Source organism: Nostoc sp. (genome assembly GCF_036917415.1).
Taxonomy (GTDB): Bacteria; Cyanobacteriota; Cyanobacteriia; order Cyanobacteriales; family Nostocaceae; genus Nostoc.
This window is the reverse complement of sequence record NZ_JBALDJ010000021.1, coordinates 1-19,120: the sequence shown is the minus strand read 5'-3', so window position 1 is coordinate 19,120 and position 19,120 is coordinate 1. Positions and strand designations below refer to the sequence as shown.

Below are 19,120 nucleotides of genomic sequence, written 5' to 3'. Positions count from 1 at the left end.
AAAGACAAGGGAGATAGGGGAAAATAATACTAACTCTTAACTTTTAACTCTTGATTAAAAATTCTTGGATGCATTTAACAAACTCTTCTAACTCTAAGATTAGGTTAGTAGCACTTTGACGTTCTTGGTTGTAAGCTAACTGTTCTAGTTTTTCTGCTGCCAGATGCATGGTTGTAACTCCTATATTGGCACTAGAACCTTTAATTTGATGGACTTGGAGCGCTATTTGCTCAAAATCATGAGCTGCGATCGCTATTTTAATTAACTCTAGACGAGGTTGAATATCCTCAACAAACATTTGCAATAGTTCCAATTCAAATTCTGGATTATTTTCTGAAAGTTGATGCAAGCGTTCCCAATCAATTGGGAGGTCAACTGAACCAACATCTGTTGTAGAAATCTGCTTTGTGGCAACTGTTTCTTTTGCCTCAAATATCACATTTCCCCAATACTCTAGCGTCGCGGCCAAATTTTCTTTCATCACCGGCTTGCTCAAATAGTCGTCCATTCCGGCATCTAAACACATTTGTTTGTCTTGTTTCATCGCATTAGCTGTTACCGCAATTACCACAGGACGACGACCACTAGCAAAGCTGCTTTCTTGCCAACGATGAATTTGTTTTGTGGTTTCCAAACCGTCGAGAATCGGCATTTGGCAATCCATTAGAATCAAATCATAGGGAATTTTTTTTAATAGCTGCAACGCTTCTTTCCCATTATTAGCGATATCAGCACTGTAGCCCAGGCTTTGGAGTTGCTTCAAGGCTATTTTCTGATTCACCAGATTATCTTCAGTTAAAAGAATTCTTAATTTATGGAAGTCAGGAGACGGAGAAGAGGAAGCGGGGACGCTGAATAACTCCTGACTCTTGAACGCCAGTTGCTCCACTTGGGGAGACTCGATCGGTCTTAGCGTCTCCTGTTGGGATAAGACCACACTGGCTGCTGCTGACTCCTCTGGAATAACAGAAGCGGTAATCGTAAAGTAAAACGTGCTACCTGCATTAAGCTCACTTTCAACCCAAATTCTGCCACCCATTAACTCACACAGTTGCTTGCAGATGGCAAGACCTAAGCCAGTACCGCCATATTGTCGAGTAATGGAGGAGTCAACTTGACTGAAGGCTTTAAATAAACGTTCAAGGCGATCGCGTGGAATTCCAATGCCTGTATCTTTAACACTAAACTGAATTTCGTCAGTATTGGCAGCAAAAGAATGATTAATATCGCTATTCTTGCGGGTTATAACTGAAATTTCTATGGTTCCAGTTTCGGTAAATTTAATCGCATTACAGAGTAAATTAATTAAGACTTGGCGCAGTCGGGTAATATCCCCCACAATCGTAGTAGGAAGTTCAGGAGTATCAAAAAATGTGAGTTTTAAACCTTTTTCTCTAGCTGTAGGCGCAAGCATATAAAGAGCCTCATGAATGCAATTTCGCAAAGCAAAAGGTTCCGCTTCAAGTTCTAAGTTGCCCGATTGTATTTTGGAGAAGTCAAGGAAATCGTTAATAATTTTGAGTAAAGAATTTCCACTGGTGTAGATGGTTTCAACAAAGTCTTGCTGTTCAGCAGTCAATTCAGTATATTGCAACAAATTGGCCATACCAATTACCGATGCGATCGGAGTCCGAACCTCATGGCTAATCATCGCTAAGAATTCTTGTTTAGCAAGTTCTGCCTGCTTTCGTTCAGTCATGTCTCGCAAAATGTAAACATAACCTTGAAAATGTTCAATTTCTGTTTTTACGATTGAAGATGAAAAAGCTACAGGAATTGTTTTACCACTTTTGGTAAAACAAACGGTTTCTACTTCTTTTACTAAAGGATTTATGTCTTGACTGTGGGATATATCAGTATCATCAATTGTCAATGGATACTTATTGACTTCTCTAATAACTTTTGCGATTGGTTTACCAATAAGTTCTAATTCGTTATATTGCAATAAAATTTGTGCGGCATAATTCATTTTTTTTATCTCGCCTGATAGCGTTGTCACTAACAAGGCGTCCGCCATTGATGTCACAATTTGGTCAATATATTGTTTAGAAGCTTTTAAGTTACGTAGCAAAAGATTTGCTTCATTTGCACCTTGAAACAAAGATTGCTCAAGCACCATCCGTTCTGTTACATCTTGAATAACAATGATTATTCGATTCCTGAAATGGTCTTCTTGGATATTATTAATAATACGAATATCAATATATAAAGGAGAAGCCGTATCTTGCGATCGCCTAATTCCTTTTAATTCAAAATTATCTTGTTCTCCCTGTAGAATTGCATCAAAAATATCTTCAAGCCCCTCTAATTCTGGAAACACAATCCGAACATCCTGACCAAGCTTTACTTCATTAGGAATATCGGCAAAATGATTTAATCCCAAAGACATCTCTAGAATCTTGAAGTTTTCATCAATTATCAAATAGTCAATATTACATACAGATAATAAATTTGTCAAAAATGAATTCATCTTAATTAAATTAAACGAGTGGCTAAAGCTTGAAACATTTTATCAACATTATTGCCAGTTTTAGCTGAAGTTACATAAGTGTCTAATATATTAGCTTGCTTGGTGAATTGATACATTTGACGAATTTTTTCTAAATATTCGGCTGCAATCATATCTGATTTGTTCAGTGCAACAACAATATAGCTGTTAGGATTAACAGCTAAAAAAGTTTGAATATGCTCCTGGATATGATTGAGCGTTTCTGCTTGTGTCACATCACCGACTATCACAGCACCTTTAGACCCTTGAAAATAGTTTTTAGCAACTGCCTTAAACTTATTACTACCTTCAATATCCCAAATTATCAACTGTAACTTTTGTTCAGCAAGTAGGTCTTTTTCTGAAAGACAAACCAATTTGCGAGAGATTTTTACTCCGACAGTTGAAAGGTATTCATCACTAAACTGACACTCTACAAATTGGCGAATTAGACTAGTTTTACCAACACCAAAATCACCAAACAAGCATATTTTTTTAGAGATTGTAGACATAGTTGGAGAAAATTAGAAAATGTTTGATCAAAATCATCGCTATTATAAACTTAAAATTGCTTGTTTATCGGTTCTAGAGCCACACAGCGGCTTAACCACAAGGGTTGAGTTACATCAATTCCTGGTGGTAAATTTGTCCTACCAATGACCTGTAGGCGAGATGGCTCGATGCCTAATTTAATCAGTGCTTGTTGTACAGCCTTTGCTCGCGTCAGTGCCAATTTTTGAGATTTGTTCGCGTCAGTATGGTCACTATAACCAATAATTTTTAAATACTTATTTGGGTGCTGATTGAGGAAAAACTTCACCTGTTGAATCTTGTACACTAAATCTGCTTTTATTAAACTTGCTGAGTTGGGTTGAAAGTAAAATCGAATTTCAATCTGTGGGGGTTGTACTCGCACCGCGCTAGACACAGATTTTACGCCGGGAATTTGTTCAAATGCATTAGCAATAATCTGAGCATCTGCAATTCGGTTGACAGTTCCTTCAACAGCTACTTTTCCGGCGATATATTGGGCGGAAATTGCTATATCGTCAGTCTGATTTAAAACTGCTGTGACTCGTTTGACTTCAGCAGCAGCTAATACGGGGTCTGCTGGTACTTCTACTAATAAAATTTGATTGTCAATCAACCAATTAGGAGAGGTGATTTTGACAATTTGCTCGGTTTTCTGGCGAAGAAGTTGATTAGGTAATCGTCCTGTTAATTTTAATTTGTTGTGTTCTACTTTTACAGTAAGCCGATATACGGCTAGTTCTGGAACAGAAGTTAGAGCTAACGAAGTTTGATTTTCAATGGAATGTATAACTCCACTACGGTATTGCCAAATACCCCAAGGAATGAAAATACTGCTGATAACTGTTAAACCTAATATTAGTAGTGGTGAAATTTTTTGGTTCTTTTTCTCCTGAATATCTGTATCTTTCAGTTCTTCTAGAAGGATATGAACTTCAATAGGAATTAAATCTGGATCGCCGTCAAATTTTTCAATTAAATCACCATATTTTTTAATAATTGTGCTGAAGACTTGTCGCATTTTCCCAAGAAAACTTTTGCTTGGCTCTCCTCGCACAACAATCGCTAAATAACAGTATCCTGCAACTTCTAAAATTATTTTTGATGTCCCATATTCAATAGCATCTAATTCTGTTATGCTTCCAGATTGATTGATGCAATCATTGGCAAAGCTGCGAATTGCTGTCAGCATTCCTGCTACCATTTCAGCCTCTAACTGCTCTACATGAGAGTGCTGAATATCTGAGATAACTAAACCAGATGCTTTATGAATCAAGAAAATGGCTTGAATTGTAAATGGTAGAGCTTCTTTAAGAATTAATTCTGCTTCAGAAACTCCCTGTAGCTTGGCACGAATTTTACGTTTAATGCCTTCAACGCTGAGGGTTTCTTCAACTTGTCGGTTAATGGCACGGATTGTCTCTGCCATATATTTAGCTATGGTACTACCAATAATTGGGTAGAGTGCATCCACCACAATATTCTGCTCAATTTCAATTTGCTTTTTTATAGCTCGTCCCATTGCCGGAGCGATCGCATCTGAAACTTCTTCTGGAGCTATAATAATCTGTTGGGAAATAGCTAGAGGAATAACAGGCGCGATCGCAGTACTCATGCTAATTTTATCTTGTTCAGTGCGACTGCGGATAGTCTCATCAATGATAGGAGCAATTATTTGGACAATTTCCTCTCTCGACTCTGTAATCTTCAGCCTTAAAAGCTCAGAAATCCACGGGAGTAGTAGATTTATTAGCTCTTTAGGGTCGTAAATTTGATGCTCTATTTTTGTTAATTTTTGTTCGAGTTTAGCTGTAATATTATTTATTTCTGATAGCTCATATCCGACTAATATTTCCCGTAATTTTTGCAATGCATCCTCTGAGTTGTCTAATTTTTCCTCAAATTCTGTAAATATTTCAATAGATTCTTCTAATTCTTCTTGAGTAGTTTGTGAGTAATTGGATACATCTTGAGGAAAACTAAAATTTGACTCTAAATAAGCTTCACATACTTCTAATGTCACTGGAGGAAGTTGCAATAATTCAATTCTTTCTGGAATATACTCATTTTTATTATCAGTTTCTGATGGTAATAAAGGAAAAGACTGCTCAGGTGATTCGATAATTTTGAGTTCGATTAGCAAATGCAGCAAATTGTCAAGCTGTACAGCTATTTCTGGCTGTAAATCAACAGATTGAGAAATCGAATTTTTCACCTGAGTCGTCCTTTTTAGAGTGCTGAGTTAGGAGCTAGAAGTTATTATCTACCTCATCTTTCTTTACTTTCTGACTTAATTACGAATATAATTCTGCCGTACTGTTAGAGTGAGTTAACACTTACTTTTGACAACTTTGTAGTTTCTAGAAGCGGTACAGCAGTATATTCGTCGCTGCGTTCATTGGCTGCTTCTCGCAATTTGGGAATAAATTCAGTTTCTTTTAGACGCATTCCTAAGGCAAACAAGGTTTCAGCCATATCGTCTTTAGAAACTTTAGTGTCTGTCAACTGCGAGAAGCGTCGATCTATTTCTTCTAAAATCAGATCCCGTAATGCCGTGACATCATCTTGTAATTGGACTTTAGTTTGAAATATTTCATCTCGAATCGAGGTAGTTTGGCTATCTAAGGTTTCATCAAGAGACTGAACGCTGCTAGAGAACTTTTTATTAAGTCTATCAACCTGTTGCCGTAAGTCAAGAGTTTCTTCTTGAGTTGCGAGGCTAAATGACTTCAGCTTTTTATCCAGGGACTCAAACCCCGCTTTTAGTTCAGCAGAAAAGTTGGACTTGAGTTGCTCGACATGCAATCGCGTCTGTTGTTGCAGGAGAGATATATCAGACTCCAGCTTGCTAAATCGATTTTCGTACTCTCTTAACTGTGTTCCAAGAATAATATCGCGGATCTGATCGATATTGCCAAGTCTTTCTCGTACATCGTCTCTACTCATCTGACTCATTAGGAAAACCTCGCTTTTCGGGAATCAATTGGGAATAAGAGGTGATGCATTTAACTGATATTTGGGCTAAAAATTCTTAGCTTATGATGCAGCTAACTCACCGAATATACTTTGTTAGTATTCCCAGTTGTTCACAAGTTCTATCTGGAAAAGAGGAAATGAGTAATGAGAAATGGAAAATAAGTGTTTTTCAGAACTTACTTAGAAAGAAGTGCTACCCTTAATTTATTAATAAATATTATTATTTTTCAGTTTTTGGCGTTACTATCTTTACAGTTCAAAAATTCTTCGATGCGTTTAACAAAGTCTTCTAACTCTATGATTAAGTTACTAGAACCTCGACGCTCTTGGTTATAAGCTAGTTGTTCTAGTTTTTCTGCTGCCAAATGCATGGTTGTAACTCCCATATTGGCACTAGCACCTTTAATTTGATGCCCTTGGAGCGCTATTTGCTCAAAGTCATGATCTGCGATCGCTATTTTAATGACCTCTAGACGAGGTTGAATATCTTCAACAAATATTTGCAGTAGTTCCAATTCAAATTCTGGATTGTTTTCTGAGAGTTGGTGCAAGCGTTCCCAATCAATTGGGAGGTTAACTGAACCGACATCTGTTGTAGAAATCTGCTCTGTGGCAGCTGTTTCTTTTGCCTCAAATATCACATTTCCCCAACGCTCTAGTGCCAACGCCAATTTTTCTTTTATTACTGGCTTGCTCAAATAGTCATCCATTCCGGCATCTAGACACATTTGTTGGTCTTCTTTCATGGCATTAGCTGTCATGGCAATTACCACAGGACAATAACCACTAGCAAAGTCGCTTTCTTGCCAACGATGAATTTCTTTTGTGGTTTCTAAACCGTCAAGAACTGGCATTTGGCAATCCATCAGAATTAAATCGTAGGGGATTTTTTCTAATAGCTGCAAAACTTCTTTCCCATTACCAGCGACATCAGCGCTATAACCCAGGCTTTGGAGTTGCTTCAAGGCAACTTTCTGATTCACCAAATTATCTTCGGCTAAGAGAATTCTCAATTTATGGGAGCTAGGAGAATAATAGTTACGGTTGTTTTCAGAACTTTTCAGTTTTAAATTCTGACTTCTGACTTCTAACTCCTGAATTCTGACTTCTGTCTCCTCTTCTAGCTGCGTTCCTAAAATAGTCATGATGGTATCGAGGAGTCGGGACGGCTTAACAGGTTTGACTAAATAAGCCGCAAATCCTATTTTGAGCGATCGCTGGATTTCATCACGTTGATTAGTAGAGGTAAGCATAATCAAAGGTAGCCCAGCGATCGCTGAATTTGCCTTAATTTGTTCTCCTAAAGTCATGCCATCTATTTCTGGCATCTGCATATCAATCACAGCTATGTCATAGAAATTTTTTTGCTTGGCAGCTTCCTGAATAGCTTTGAGGGCAGTAGTAGCCGAAGCAGCCTGATCCACTAGCATCCCCCAACGGCTAGCTTGATGGTGGATGATTTTGCGATTAGTAGCATTATCATCCACTACTAACAAGCGGCGATTGAGCAAAAGTTCGGGTTCGCCTTCTAAAGAAATAGGGTCAAGTTGCTTGGCGAGAGTTACTTCAAACCAAAACTTAGATCCTTTTCCCAACCGACTTTCTACGCCCATTTCTCCTCCCATCAAGCTTACCAGTTGTTTGCAGATGGCTAATCCTAAACCTGTGCCGCCATATTTACGGGTGGTGGAAGCATCTACTTGGGTAAATGGCTTAAAGAGTTTGCATTGATCTTCAGGGGTAATGCCAAGACCGGTATCTGTAATGGCAAAATAGATGGTGGCTGTAGTCGGGGAAAGCGTACGCAATTCTGCTCGTAATACTACCTCTCCATTACTGGTGAACTTGATCGCATTGCCAATCAGGTTCATGAGAATTTGCCGCAGGCGGCCAGCATCGCCTTGGAGCTGGGTGGGGACATTGCTGTAGATTAATCCTGCAATTTCTAATCCCTTATGATGGGCTGAGGGAGCCAATAATTCCAACACCTCTTCTACGCAGGTAGATAAGTTAAAATCTAGAGTTTCTAGTGCCATTTCCCCGGACTCTAGTTTGGATAGATCCAAAATTTCGTTGATCAGGCTTAACAGAGCATCGCCACTAATGCGAATTGTTTCCATAAAATCTCGTTGCTCGGAGTTTAGGGGAGTTTCTAACATTAAGCTTGTCATCCCCAATACAGCATTCATTGGAGTCCGAATTTCATGGCTCATGTTGGCCAAAAAGGCACTCTTGGTTTGAGAAGCTAATTCGGCTTGGTGACGAGCAATTTCGAGTTCTCGTCGCTGTTGAGTTTCTGCATCTAACATTTGGGCTTGGGCTAAGGCAATACCTACTTGGTCAGCTATTTGCCGTAAAAGATGAGTTTCAAAACTAGACCATTGGCGGGAACTGCCGCACTGATGGACAATCAGTAAACCGCAGAGTTCTTCTTTGACAAGAATGGGTATGACTAAATTACACTGGACTCCAAATTGTTGCAGTAATTCGAGATGGTTTTTTTGGACTTCAGCTATATCCAAGTCAGCAAGCCCCAGATTCGGTTTTTGACGGTACTGCTGTAGATAGTACTGCTGAATGAATTCGGCTTGAAAGTAAGCATCAGTAAGCTTTTTATCTTTAATTGTCAGCCAGCCAGAAATTACTGCCTCAACCACGGTGCCTCCAGATCCATCTGCCAAAGGCTGATAAATCAAAACTCGGTCGCTATGGAGAATTTTTTGAACCTCGGTGACAGTGATTTGGAGAATTTCTTTGATTTGCAAAGACTGACGAATTTTGAGGGTGATTTCAGTAAATAGTTGCGATCGCAAGTTTTGGCGTTGGAGTTGTTCTTCTGCCTGCTTGCGCTCAATAAACTGCCCTACTTGCTCACCAATAGAATTCATGACTTTTGCCAAATCTGGGTCAGCTTGCTGGATCTCATGGCTAAAGCAGGTAATGACACCGATGATTTTTTTACCACTACGAATCGGAAAACCGAAAGCTCCGTGCAGTTCTGCTTGGGCAGCCATTTGAGAGCGAATGAAACTCCGATCTTTAACGACATCAGCGATCCAAACAGGTTCAAGACTAGCCCAGACACGACCAGGCAGCCCAATTCCTGGTGCAAATGTGCTTTGCCGACTGAGGATGTCAAATTCTTGCATCTCGAAGGAGATTTTATACCATGAATTTAGCAAAGACAGTAGATTTGCTCGCCGATCTAGCATCCAAAATTCACTTAAATCCCATGCCAAACTTTCGCAGATTCCTTGCAAAATTTGGGGCATGGCTTCGTTGATTGTGGTTGACTCTGCCAAGACGCGGGTTGTAACATACTCTGCTTTCAGATGCTGTTCAGTTCGTTGGCGTAAGCGAAGTTCCTCGAAGACATCGCTGATGTCAATACCTGTGGCAACAATGTGTTCAACGTGACCCTCATAGTCTTGCAAGGTAGTGTTAGTCCAGGCAATCAGCCGCCGACTGCCATCCTTAGTTACCCAATAGTTTTCGTATTCTTTGGGCGCTTCACCAGATCGCAACTGCTCAAAAATTGCTTTAACTTGCTCTACCTGTTCAGGAAGTAAAAACACGTTCCAGAAATGCCTTCCTTTCACCTCATCAAATGAGTAACCAGTTGTTTGTTCACAAGCTTGATTGAAGCGAACAATTTGCCCTTTAGGGTCAAGAACTATTACCAAAGCGCTGGTTGTATCAAGGACTGCTGAGATAAAGTTGCGTTCTTGATTCAGTGTTTCCTCTGTTAATTTCCGTTCTTTTCCCTCATGATAAATAAAGTAGTAGATTATAGCCAAAATCAAAAAACTTAGGCAAATAGCGATCGCAAGTGTCAAAACCGTATTGTTAGCACTGGCTTTTACAGCTTGTGACTGCTGTTGAAGCAACCTTTTATCCTGATTCTCTATCTCATGTATGACCTTGCGGATATCATCCATGAGATATTTTCCCTGATTTGTCTGGATTACCTGCAACGCCGCCTCGAATCCCTGATTTCGACGCAGGTATATAGTCTGCTTGAGTATGGCAAGTTTTGCAGCTATCAGAGGTTCAAGGCTTGCGAACTGCTTTTGTTGGTTAGGTTGATCTGCGATTAAATCTTTCAGTTCTACAATTTTGCGATCGATGTTTCCAACTACTGCTTGATAAGGTTCCAGATAACTTTCTTGTCCAGTGAGGATGTAACCGCGTTGTCCAGTCTCCGCATCCTTCATTTCGGACAGTAATTCTTCTAATTTATTGATTTTCTCTTGAGTTTTTTGTACATGATTATTCGTATCAATTAATATACGTGTATTTTGATAAGAAATCACGCCAATCAAAACTAAAATTGCCGATGCTAACCCAAACCCTCCAGCTACTTTTTGAAAAAATTGTTTGCGTCCCTTCTGCACCTGTTTGCGTGTATCACTTGCCAAAACTAAACTTGCTAAAGTGCGCCGCATTTCTAGTTGTTTAATTACCTGCCGACCTAGAATTCGTAATGCTTCCAACTGTTCTGGGGAGAGGTTTCTTGGTACATGGTCAACTACACAAAGTGTTCCTAGTGCATATCCTTCAGGGTTAGTCAGGGGTATACCAGCATAAAATCGAACATTAGGGTCAGAGGTGACTAGCGGGTTTGTCGCAAATCTTTCGTCAACTGTGGCATCAGGTACAACAAAAACTTCAGGTTGGATAATAGCATGGGCGCAGAATGCCACATCTCGCGGTGTTTCTAGGGCATCTAAACCAACTTTTGACTTGAACCACTGGCGATCGCTATCAACTAAACTGATTAAGGCAATAGGAGTTCCGCAAATATACGAGGCTAAACGGGTAAGGTCGTCAAAGGCAATTTCCGAAGGAGTATCAAGGATCTTGTACTGCAAAAGAGATTCGATTCGCTGTGTTTCGTTATCAGGTAATGGTGCTTTCATTCTTCAGCTTTATACCATTTTGGATTTGAGATTTTGGATTTTAGATTATTTATTCTCCCTCCTGCCTCCTAAAATTTGACCCGCAACTGTCCTGTCAAAGAATTACCACTGTAGGCACTTCCCCCGGTTTCTTGATTTCGGACATTACTAAAGCTATAGCCCAAGTCTGCTTCTATATTGGGCGACAGTTTTACTGTACAGCGCGTTTGATAGGTATTAGCGTTGTCAAATTCTCCTTTAAGTCGCTGCCGTCCTAAGTTGGCAGCGAGGCGACAGCGTAAGAAATTAGTAATATTTCCCTCCCAAGCTACCTCACCGTTGTAAACTAAAAAATCTGGTGGAGAAAAATAGCCACTTGTGCGTTCTAAATCGCGATCGAAACTCCAAGTAAATAAGTTAGCTGCCAAAGAAAATTGTCCGAACTTGCGCTCTAACCTACTAAAAGACTGCACATCGGAATTACCATCGTTGTAACTACCCAAACGCAATGACGAAAACAAGCTGGTATCACGGTCAATCTGCCAGTATAAATCAGGCCCAAATCGCCAAGCAGTAATTTGATTTTCTAAAGTTCGAGCATTTGATTTATAAGGCCCTTGTTCTAAATTACCTGATAGTACTACTACCGATAGCAATCGACCTGATGACGAAACTTTTGGCGGCGAAATGGGAGCCTCCACCTTAGCATTGAGATTGATAGCTGTGGGTAAACGATTGAACACATCGACTCCGGCTGCTGTTTGTAGAGTCACTTGTCCAATTTTTCCTTGCCATCCAACTTGCAAGGGAAAGTTGGTTACTGATTCAACACCGCGTTGCTCAAAAAAGTTAAAACCTGTCTTGAAAAATATTTTATTGCCATTTCTCAATCGAAACTGAACTGTTGGTTCGAGGAAAAAATTAGTTTGACCAAAGTTGTCTGTCTCATAGTGATAGTCTGTATCAATACTTTCCAAAACTGCATCCGGCGTTTTTGGTTTGGTGGAAGTTGTTGGTGGACTAGAATTCTGCTGCGGTGGCTTGGGTAGCGATGGCGGGCTAGAATTCTGCTGCGGTGGTTCGGGTAACGATGGCGGTAATCGCAAATCAGGATTGAAGTTTTCGGGTGCCGCCAGCAAAATAGGTGTTGGCTCTAACCGATAGGGGAGTGGTTTTGAGTATTGCTCTGCTGACTCAGGATTTACTGTGGTGACTTGCTCGGTAAATCCTGAAGGTGATTTCCAGTCCTGATGTGGTTGGGCTGCTTGTAATTTAGCTTCTGATAATATCCAAATACCTACGCTACAGATTACTCCCAATTGAATCTGTAGGCATCCCAAAAGAAATACAGCGTACAAACTATATCGAGAAACAAAGAGATAAGGTCTAAAAATATATACCATCGGTTGATACTATCTTTGTAAATGAAAAACTTGCTGCCAAATAATTTTCTGGCTGCTAGCTGATGTATTCGGACTGGGATTATGATGCCCATAATCGATGCTTGTTAAGACATAAAAAAGGCAAAAGGCATAAAAACGTTAATTTGGCAGGATATAGAAGTTCCCAGATGCATGAAGTACATATTAAAACCTCACCCCCAACCCCTCTTTTTATCAAGAGGTTGAGGGTGAGGTTAAGTTGTACCTCATTCTGATTAGGAAACGCTATATTCGAGTCGATAGTTAGTGTGATTTTGAGCCACTGCCAACAGTCATTGTTGAGTCTGCTGTTCCCATCTCATAGTTTTCAGCATTGTCAACCTCAAGACTTCGGAGCAATTCTCGAATTACATCTGTTGCTGGTCTTCCTGTGAGAGTACAGTAGTATTCAAGTTTCTTCATTTCCTCGGTTGTGAGATTTACTGTCAGTCGTTTAACAGCCCATTTTTTCTTCATAATTTTCTTTGATATTCAATATGTTGCTTTTTCTTGAAATCACCAATTCATTACAATTACTCCCGTAGTGCATAGCCTACACCACGGACTGTATGAATCAAACGTCTTTCATTATTTTCTTCCAACTTGAGTCGCAAATAACGAATATAAACCTCAATAATATTAGAATCACCTATGAAATCGTAACCCCAAACTTTCTCTAAAATTTGATCTCTAGTAAATACTTGACGTGGGTGTGAAAGGAGATACTCTAATAAGTCAAATTCTTTTGCTGTTAACTGAATGCTTCGTTTCTCTCGAAATACTTCACGGGTGCGCCGATTTAAGCTTAAATCTTCAAATTGCAACAAATCCTCGTCTGTTTCTTGCGTGCGGCGGAGATGAGCGCGAATTCTAGCTAATAGTTCCTCAATGCTGAAGGGCTTAACTACATAATCATCAGCTCCTGCATCTAATCCTGCCACGCGATCGCTCACTTCATCTTTTGCTGTCAACAAAATTACTGGTACTGTACTACCTGTTGCTCGCAAACGTCGACAAATTTCCAAACCCGTCAACCCTGGAAGCATCCAATCCAGAATCGCTAAATCTGGTGATGAGTCTCGCGCCAGAGTCAAGCCTGCGATGCCATCATGGGCGACACTTACCCGGTATCCTTCGCTATTAAGTTCTAATTCGACAAATCGCGCCAGTTTGACTTCATCTTCCACCAAAAGAATATGTGCTGTCATATTTTTGCTCCTAAAGCAGGTAATGTAAGAATAAAAGTGCTACCATAACCTGGCTTTGAAAGGATGGCAATTTTGCCTTCCATACCTTCGGTTAGGTGTTTCACAATCGATAAACCCAAACCTGCTTTGCCAGTTAAACGAGGGCTGCCTTTATTTTCACAGGAAAGGGGATGACTTCCAAATAGATTACCCAATGCTTAAATTTCTGGCATTGCTGATTAGATGTAGGAATCTTGGTGTAGAAATGTTGCATTGCAAAGTATCTACAAAGGTTTTGAAATCACGCAAAATTATTTTCATCCTGGAATTCGGCAACACCAAATTTCTCTGTCATTTGTACTATGTCTGCAATCAAATCAAGAAACTGGGGATTTAAGTCTTGCAATTTTTACAAATCAGATAGAGCTATTATATGTAGGTAAACTAATTGTAAACATACTCCCTTCTCCTAACTTTGATTCCACACTTACACTACCTCCCATACCTTCTACAAGTGTCTTAACAATCGATAAACCTAAACCACAACCCCCGGTAGTATGAGAGCGAGATTCATCTACACGATAAAATCTATCAAATATCCGTGCTTGCTGTTGCAAAGGAATGCCATAACCTTTGTCACAAACTTGAATAATAGCCCGTTCTTGAAGCCGATCTAACTTAAAAATTATGGGTGTGTCAGCATCAGAATACTTAATGGCATTATCAATTAAATTTAGTAACACTTGTTTAAAGCGGCTATAATCTGCTTTGATCGCAATTGGATAAATTTCTGACTCGATTGTAATTGGGCGATCGCTATATTTTTTTGCCATCATGACAACTTCTTCAACCAAGTCATTCAGCACATAAGATTTAATTTGAAAGTATAAGTAACCGCTATCTGCACGTGCTAAATCAAGTAAATCTTGTAGCAGGCGGATAGTGCGTTCAGCTTCTGATGCAGCAGTTTCTAAAGCTTCTTGCTGAGTTTGGGTTAAGTTATTCTGCCTTCGCAAGACACTTTGCAAATAACCATGTACAATCGTCAAAGGTGTGCGTAATTCGTGAGAAACATTACTCACAAATTCTCGTTCTTGCTCCCATGATTGGGAAAGGCGCGATAACAGCATGGTTAAAGTTTGAGCTAATTCTTTAACTTCACTGGGTGCATTATCAAGATATAGCTGCGCTTGTCCTAAGTCTTCAGCAGAAATCACAGAAGCCATTTGATTTAGCTGGCGCAGAGGTTGCAGAGAACGCTTAATATAAAATGCGATCGCAGCAGTTAAAACAAAAATTGCTAAAACACTAGTAATACCTAAACTCTGAACCATTACTACAAACATTCTCTGTTCGTGGGTAATATCCTTGACTACAAATAACTCGCCTAGTAATTTACCCTGTACTCGCACAGAACTACTACATAAAACAAAGTAGCTTTGGTTCACTTTGTAAACTTGTGGTTTAATCGGCATCTTAGTCAGAGAGATTAATTCAGCTACCGTAGTATCAGATAATAAATCTAAAGTAGTAGATTTTGCTAAAATTTTACGATCGGGACTTTTTAGCCATAATAATATGTTGGTATTTGCCAAATTATTAATAGCCTTTTGCAACCCAGTTTCAGGTTGCATCATTTCACTATAAATTTGCACATCTTGCGGCAAGCGCTTGGCAATTTGTTCTATATTATATTTATGACTATCAACTAAAATTTGTTGCATTTTCCAACTAGTCCATGTAGCAAGGCTACCTAATACCAAAGCTGAAAATGATGCAATACCAACTATGAGGCGTGATTGTAAAGAAAATGGATCTATATTTATCCCAAATTTTATGATTTGCTTCACTGTTTCGGTTGCGTTTTAGGTGTTTAATAAGGCTTGAAAAATAAAATCAGACCGATAAATGTAAAGTTACTGTTAACCGCTACATCTTTAGTTATAGCTGATTTGAACTTACCTCTGTTGCATACCTACAGTGAAAAGTGCAGCCATTCCAAAAAGATTGCTAAATATTTTTATTTAATTGCCATCTCAAATCCGCAAATTCTTGTCTAAGAATAATCTAAATGCATTTACTAGTAATTAAATTAATTTCTGCTGAGAATCACCTTAAGATTTTTAATCCTCGAAATTGATTCCGAGACGGGGTGGTAACAACAAGCCTTTTTCATGAGGGCGAGATAGAATCGGATTTGGATGTTGTTATGTTAAAGCGATCGCATTTTTATCCTTCTCTATTTTTGGTTCTCGATCCTGTGCTTCATATTCACCAAATTGCTGGATTAATTTCGCAACTAAACCTGTCCAGCCAGTTTGATGACTAGCGCCAATTCCAGCTCCATTATCACCATGAAAATACTCATAGAATAAAATCAAATTTTGCCAGTGTGGATCGTTTTGAAACTTTTGTATTCCACCATAAACAGGACGTTTACCAAAGGTATTTTGCAAGAAAATCTTGGTTAACCTTTGAGATAATTCTGATGCAACCTCCCAAAGTGTCATCATTTGACCAGAACCTGTTGGACATTCAACTTTGAAATCGTCTCCTAGATAATAATGAAACTTTTGTAAAGACTCAATTAGGATGAAATTCACCGGAAACCAAACGGGGCCGCGCCAGTTAGAATTACCACCAAATAAACCACTACTAGATTCAGCAGGTTCATAATCGACTCGAAATTGCGAACCTTTGACATCAAAAATATAAGGATTTTCAGCATGGAATCTAGAAAGCGCCCGAATGCCGTAATCTCCAAAAAACTCGCTTTCATCCAACATTTTTTGTAGAATACTTCTGAGCTTATCTCTGGAAACGATCGCTAGTAATCTTTTCGCACCCACTCCTTTTGTTTCCATACAAGCGACATTTTGCCGCAAGTCAGGACGGTTTTGGATAAACCATTCCAATCGCTTTTTAAAACCGGGAAGCATTTGTAAAGTTTCTGGTTCAATAGTTTCAATGGCAAATAAAGGAATTAAACCTACTATTGATCTGACTTTTAAAGTAATTTGTCGTTCAGGTAAATGCAGTACATCGTAGTAAAATCCGTCTGAATCATTCCACAAACTAGCTTCCATTTCGCCAATTTTATTCATCGCATCAGCAATGTAAAGAAAATGCTCAAAGAACTTGGTAGCAATGTCTTCGTAAACAGGATTAGTCTTGGCTAATTCTAAAGCGATCGCTAACATATTCAAACAATACATTCCCATCCAACTCGTACCATCAGATTGGTCAATGTGTCCACCCGTGGGGAGAGCAGAACTCCGGTCAAATACACCAATATTATCTAAACCGAGAAATCCCCCTTGAAAGACGTTGTTACCCTCAGTATCTTTGCGATTTACCCACCAGGTAAAATTAAGCATCAACTTCTGAAAAACCCGTTCTAAAAACTGTCTATCTGCCCGTCCATAAATCTTTTGCTCAATCTTATAAATTCGCCAAATTGCCCAAGCATGAACAGGTGGATTAACATCACCAAAGGCCCATTCGTATGCAGGAATTTGCCCGTTAGGATGCATATACCATTCCCGTGTTAAAACATCTAACTGATACTTAGCAAAATCAGGGTCAATCATTGCCAAAGGAATGGTATGAAATGCCAAATCCCAAGCAGCAAACCAAGGATATTCCCACTTATCGGGCATAGAAAGAATATCTTTATTGTAGAGATGAAACCATTCCCGATTTCTGCCTTGTTGGCGTTCTGGAGGTGGCGGTGGTGTATTGCGATCGCCTTTCAACCAATCCTCTATAACATAGTTATAATATTGTTTACTCCACAGCATTCCAGCAAATGCTTGTCGCTGCACATTTCGCATATCTTCACTGAGAGCAAATGGCGTGACACGCTGATAAAATTTATCTGCTTCTTGTTGTCGTTCCCAAAAGATTGTATCGAATTCTTTGCCAAATGGCTCACCTAAATCGGGTACATCACTCAATCGCAATTTAACAATTTTAGTTTCACCTGCCCCAACTGTTAACAAATAATCAGCAGATGCTTTCGTGCCCACTTTATTTGGATTTACTGCCTCTATTTTATCCTTAATGATGTAGTCATTAATGCCATCTTTGACATAGGCAGATAAATTAGGAGAGCCAAATAATCGTTGATAATTTGTCTCGTTTTCTGTAAAGAGAATCTCGTTTGCTTCCTGACAATACAGCCACCTATTACCTAAAGTTGGATGAAACATCTCAACTACATCAAAGCCATTACCCGATTCGACCTCTTTTAAAGTAGGTTTGCTGGTATCCCCATTCCATGACCAAGTATTACGAAACCAGAGAGTAGGTAATAGGTGTAGTGTTTTTGCTTCTGGGCCTCGGTTGACTACTTTAATTTGGATGAGAATATCTTCAGCAGTATTTTTAGCATATTCAATAAAGACATCAAAGTAACGATTTTCATCAAATATACCTGTATCTAGTAATTCAAATTCTGGCTCGTGGCGATTTCTACGTTGATTTTCGGCAACTAATTGAGAGTAGGGAAAAGCTTTATGGGGATATTTATAAAGTGCTTTCATGTAGGAATGGGTAGGAGTATTGTCTAGATAAAAGTAATATTCTTTAACATCCTCCCCATGATTTCCTTCGCTACCCGTTAGACCAAAAATTCTTTCTTTGAGAATAGAATCTTCGCCATTCCAAAGTGCGATCGCAAAACAAAGTCGTTGATGATTATCAGAAATGCCAGCAATCCCATCTTCACCCCAACGATAGGCACGAGAACGAGCTTGATCGTGGGTGAAATAGTCCCAGGCTGTACCATTGGGACTGTAGTCTTCGCGTACCGTTCCCCATTGGCGATCGCTCAAATATGGCCCCCATCTGCGCCAATGAGCTTTGTGACTCAAGGCTTCTGCTAATCTGATTTCTTCTGGGGTTAAAATTTTCATAACATCACCCTATGCATATCTGTATTTTAGTTCAGTGAATTTGCTATCTGAAGTATCCCGTTTCTACTTAAGATAGCGCTGAAGTTATAATTAATAATTGATAGTAAAATTGGTATTATAAAATTTATATCAGACTTAATAAAAGATAATTTTAATTTTTATTAACAACCAAACTTAATTTAATTTTGCGTTGAGTTTGGAGTAGAAGCGATAACTAAAAGCTATACCACAACATTATTACAATTGAAGCGGGTAAAAGAAGTGGTAAACCTTGCATTCGAGGAATGCGGATTGCTACTGTAAATTTCGATTTCAGTCATAGGGACACTCTTTATATTGCAATACGCTTGGGTAAGAAGAATAGTAGCCCTGATAATGTTGGGTTTCGTTCCTCAACCCAACCTACGCCTACGCCAGTTTTAGTTTTTAGCCTTAACCCAAGCGTATTGCTTTATATTGGGTAAAACAATTGGCTGCGATCAAAATATAATAAATCATGATTATTTTCTCTGAATGCGATCGCAAGTTGAAAATAAGCAGACGAGATCGACACTATTAATTAACTACAAAAAGCGAAGGGGGCTAACGGTAACTTCAACCTATTGGTTGATACAGGGTTAGCGCGTCTCAAACCCTATTGACAAATGGATTCTATGAGAGAGTTGAGTTAGGGAGAGCCGCCGCCAAAACAGAAACCATATAC

The 19,120-nt window shown here is 39.2% G+C and carries 11 protein-coding genes and 1 pseudogene; 1 reads left to right on the top strand and 11 read right to left on the bottom strand.

Features of this window, described 5'->3' with window-relative positions:
• Nucleotides 1-43: 43 nt before the first annotated feature.
• From V7K41_RS02220 to V7K41_RS02170, 11 genes are all read right to left on the bottom strand, one after another.
• The gene (locus tag V7K41_RS02220; RefSeq protein ID WP_334845520.1) at nucleotides 44-2,458 is read right to left on the bottom strand and encodes a hybrid sensor histidine kinase/response regulator; all 2,415 of its coding nucleotides are present in this window, start codon (nucleotides 2,456-2,458) and stop codon (nucleotides 44-46) included.
• Nucleotides 2,459-2,475: 17 nt separating this feature from the next.
• Nucleotides 2,476-3,000, bottom strand: coding sequence for a Rab family GTPase (locus V7K41_RS02215; RefSeq protein WP_334845519.1), 525 nt, complete (start codon nucleotides 2,998-3,000; stop codon nucleotides 2,476-2,478).
• A 50-nt stretch (nucleotides 3,001-3,050) separates the two neighbouring features.
• Nucleotides 3,051-5,234: an OmpA family protein gene (locus tag V7K41_RS02210; protein WP_334845518.1), complete on the bottom strand. Its 2,184-nt coding sequence runs from the start codon at nucleotides 5,232-5,234 to the stop codon at nucleotides 3,051-3,053.
• Nucleotides 5,235-5,338: 104 nt separating this feature from the next.
• Nucleotides 5,339-5,974: a hypothetical protein gene (locus tag V7K41_RS02205; protein ID WP_334845517.1), complete on the bottom strand. Its 636-nt coding sequence runs from the start codon at nucleotides 5,972-5,974 to the stop codon at nucleotides 5,339-5,341.
• 248 nt (nucleotides 5,975-6,222) lie between these two features.
• Nucleotides 6,223-10,914: a response regulator gene (locus V7K41_RS02200; protein WP_334845516.1), complete on the bottom strand. Its 4,692-nt coding sequence runs from the start codon at nucleotides 10,912-10,914 to the stop codon at nucleotides 6,223-6,225.
• A gap of 68 nt (nucleotides 10,915-10,982) precedes the next feature.
• Entirely contained in the window at nucleotides 10,983-12,296 is a 1,314-nt protein-coding gene (locus V7K41_RS02195) for a hypothetical protein (RefSeq protein WP_334845515.1), read from the bottom strand.
• Nucleotides 12,297-12,578: 282 nt separating this feature from the next.
• Nucleotides 12,579-12,791, bottom strand: coding sequence for a CopG family transcriptional regulator (locus V7K41_RS02190; RefSeq protein WP_334845514.1), 213 nt, complete (start codon nucleotides 12,789-12,791; stop codon nucleotides 12,579-12,581).
• Nucleotides 12,792-12,847: 56 nt separating this feature from the next.
• A complete protein-coding gene (locus tag V7K41_RS02185) occupies nucleotides 12,848-13,522 on the bottom strand; it encodes a response regulator transcription factor (protein ID WP_334845513.1) in 675 nt (224 codons plus the stop codon).
• Nucleotides 13,519-13,716: an ATP-binding protein gene (locus V7K41_RS02180; RefSeq protein WP_334845512.1), complete on the bottom strand. Its 198-nt coding sequence runs from the start codon at nucleotides 13,714-13,716 to the stop codon at nucleotides 13,519-13,521. Before V7K41_RS02180 ends, V7K41_RS02185 begins: the two co-directional genes overlap by 4 nt.
• A 201-nt stretch (nucleotides 13,717-13,917) precedes the next feature.
• On the bottom strand, nucleotides 13,918-15,351 hold the full coding sequence (locus V7K41_RS02175) for a sensor histidine kinase (RefSeq protein ID WP_334845511.1): 1,434 nt from the start codon (nucleotides 15,349-15,351) through the stop codon (nucleotides 13,918-13,920).
• Between the two features lie 357 nt (nucleotides 15,352-15,708).
• Nucleotides 15,709-18,417 (bottom strand): MGH1-like glycoside hydrolase domain-containing protein, encoded by a 2,709-nt coding sequence (locus tag V7K41_RS02170; protein ID WP_334845510.1) that lies wholly within the window; start codon nucleotides 18,415-18,417, stop codon nucleotides 15,709-15,711.
• A gap of 233 nt (nucleotides 18,418-18,650) precedes the next feature.
• Here V7K41_RS02170 and V7K41_RS02165 point away from each other — a divergent pair.
• Nucleotides 18,651-18,710 (top strand): annotated as a pseudogene (locus tag V7K41_RS02165) (DUF433 domain-containing protein); the annotation flags it as partial.
• Between the last annotated feature and the right edge of the window lie 410 nt (nucleotides 18,711-19,120).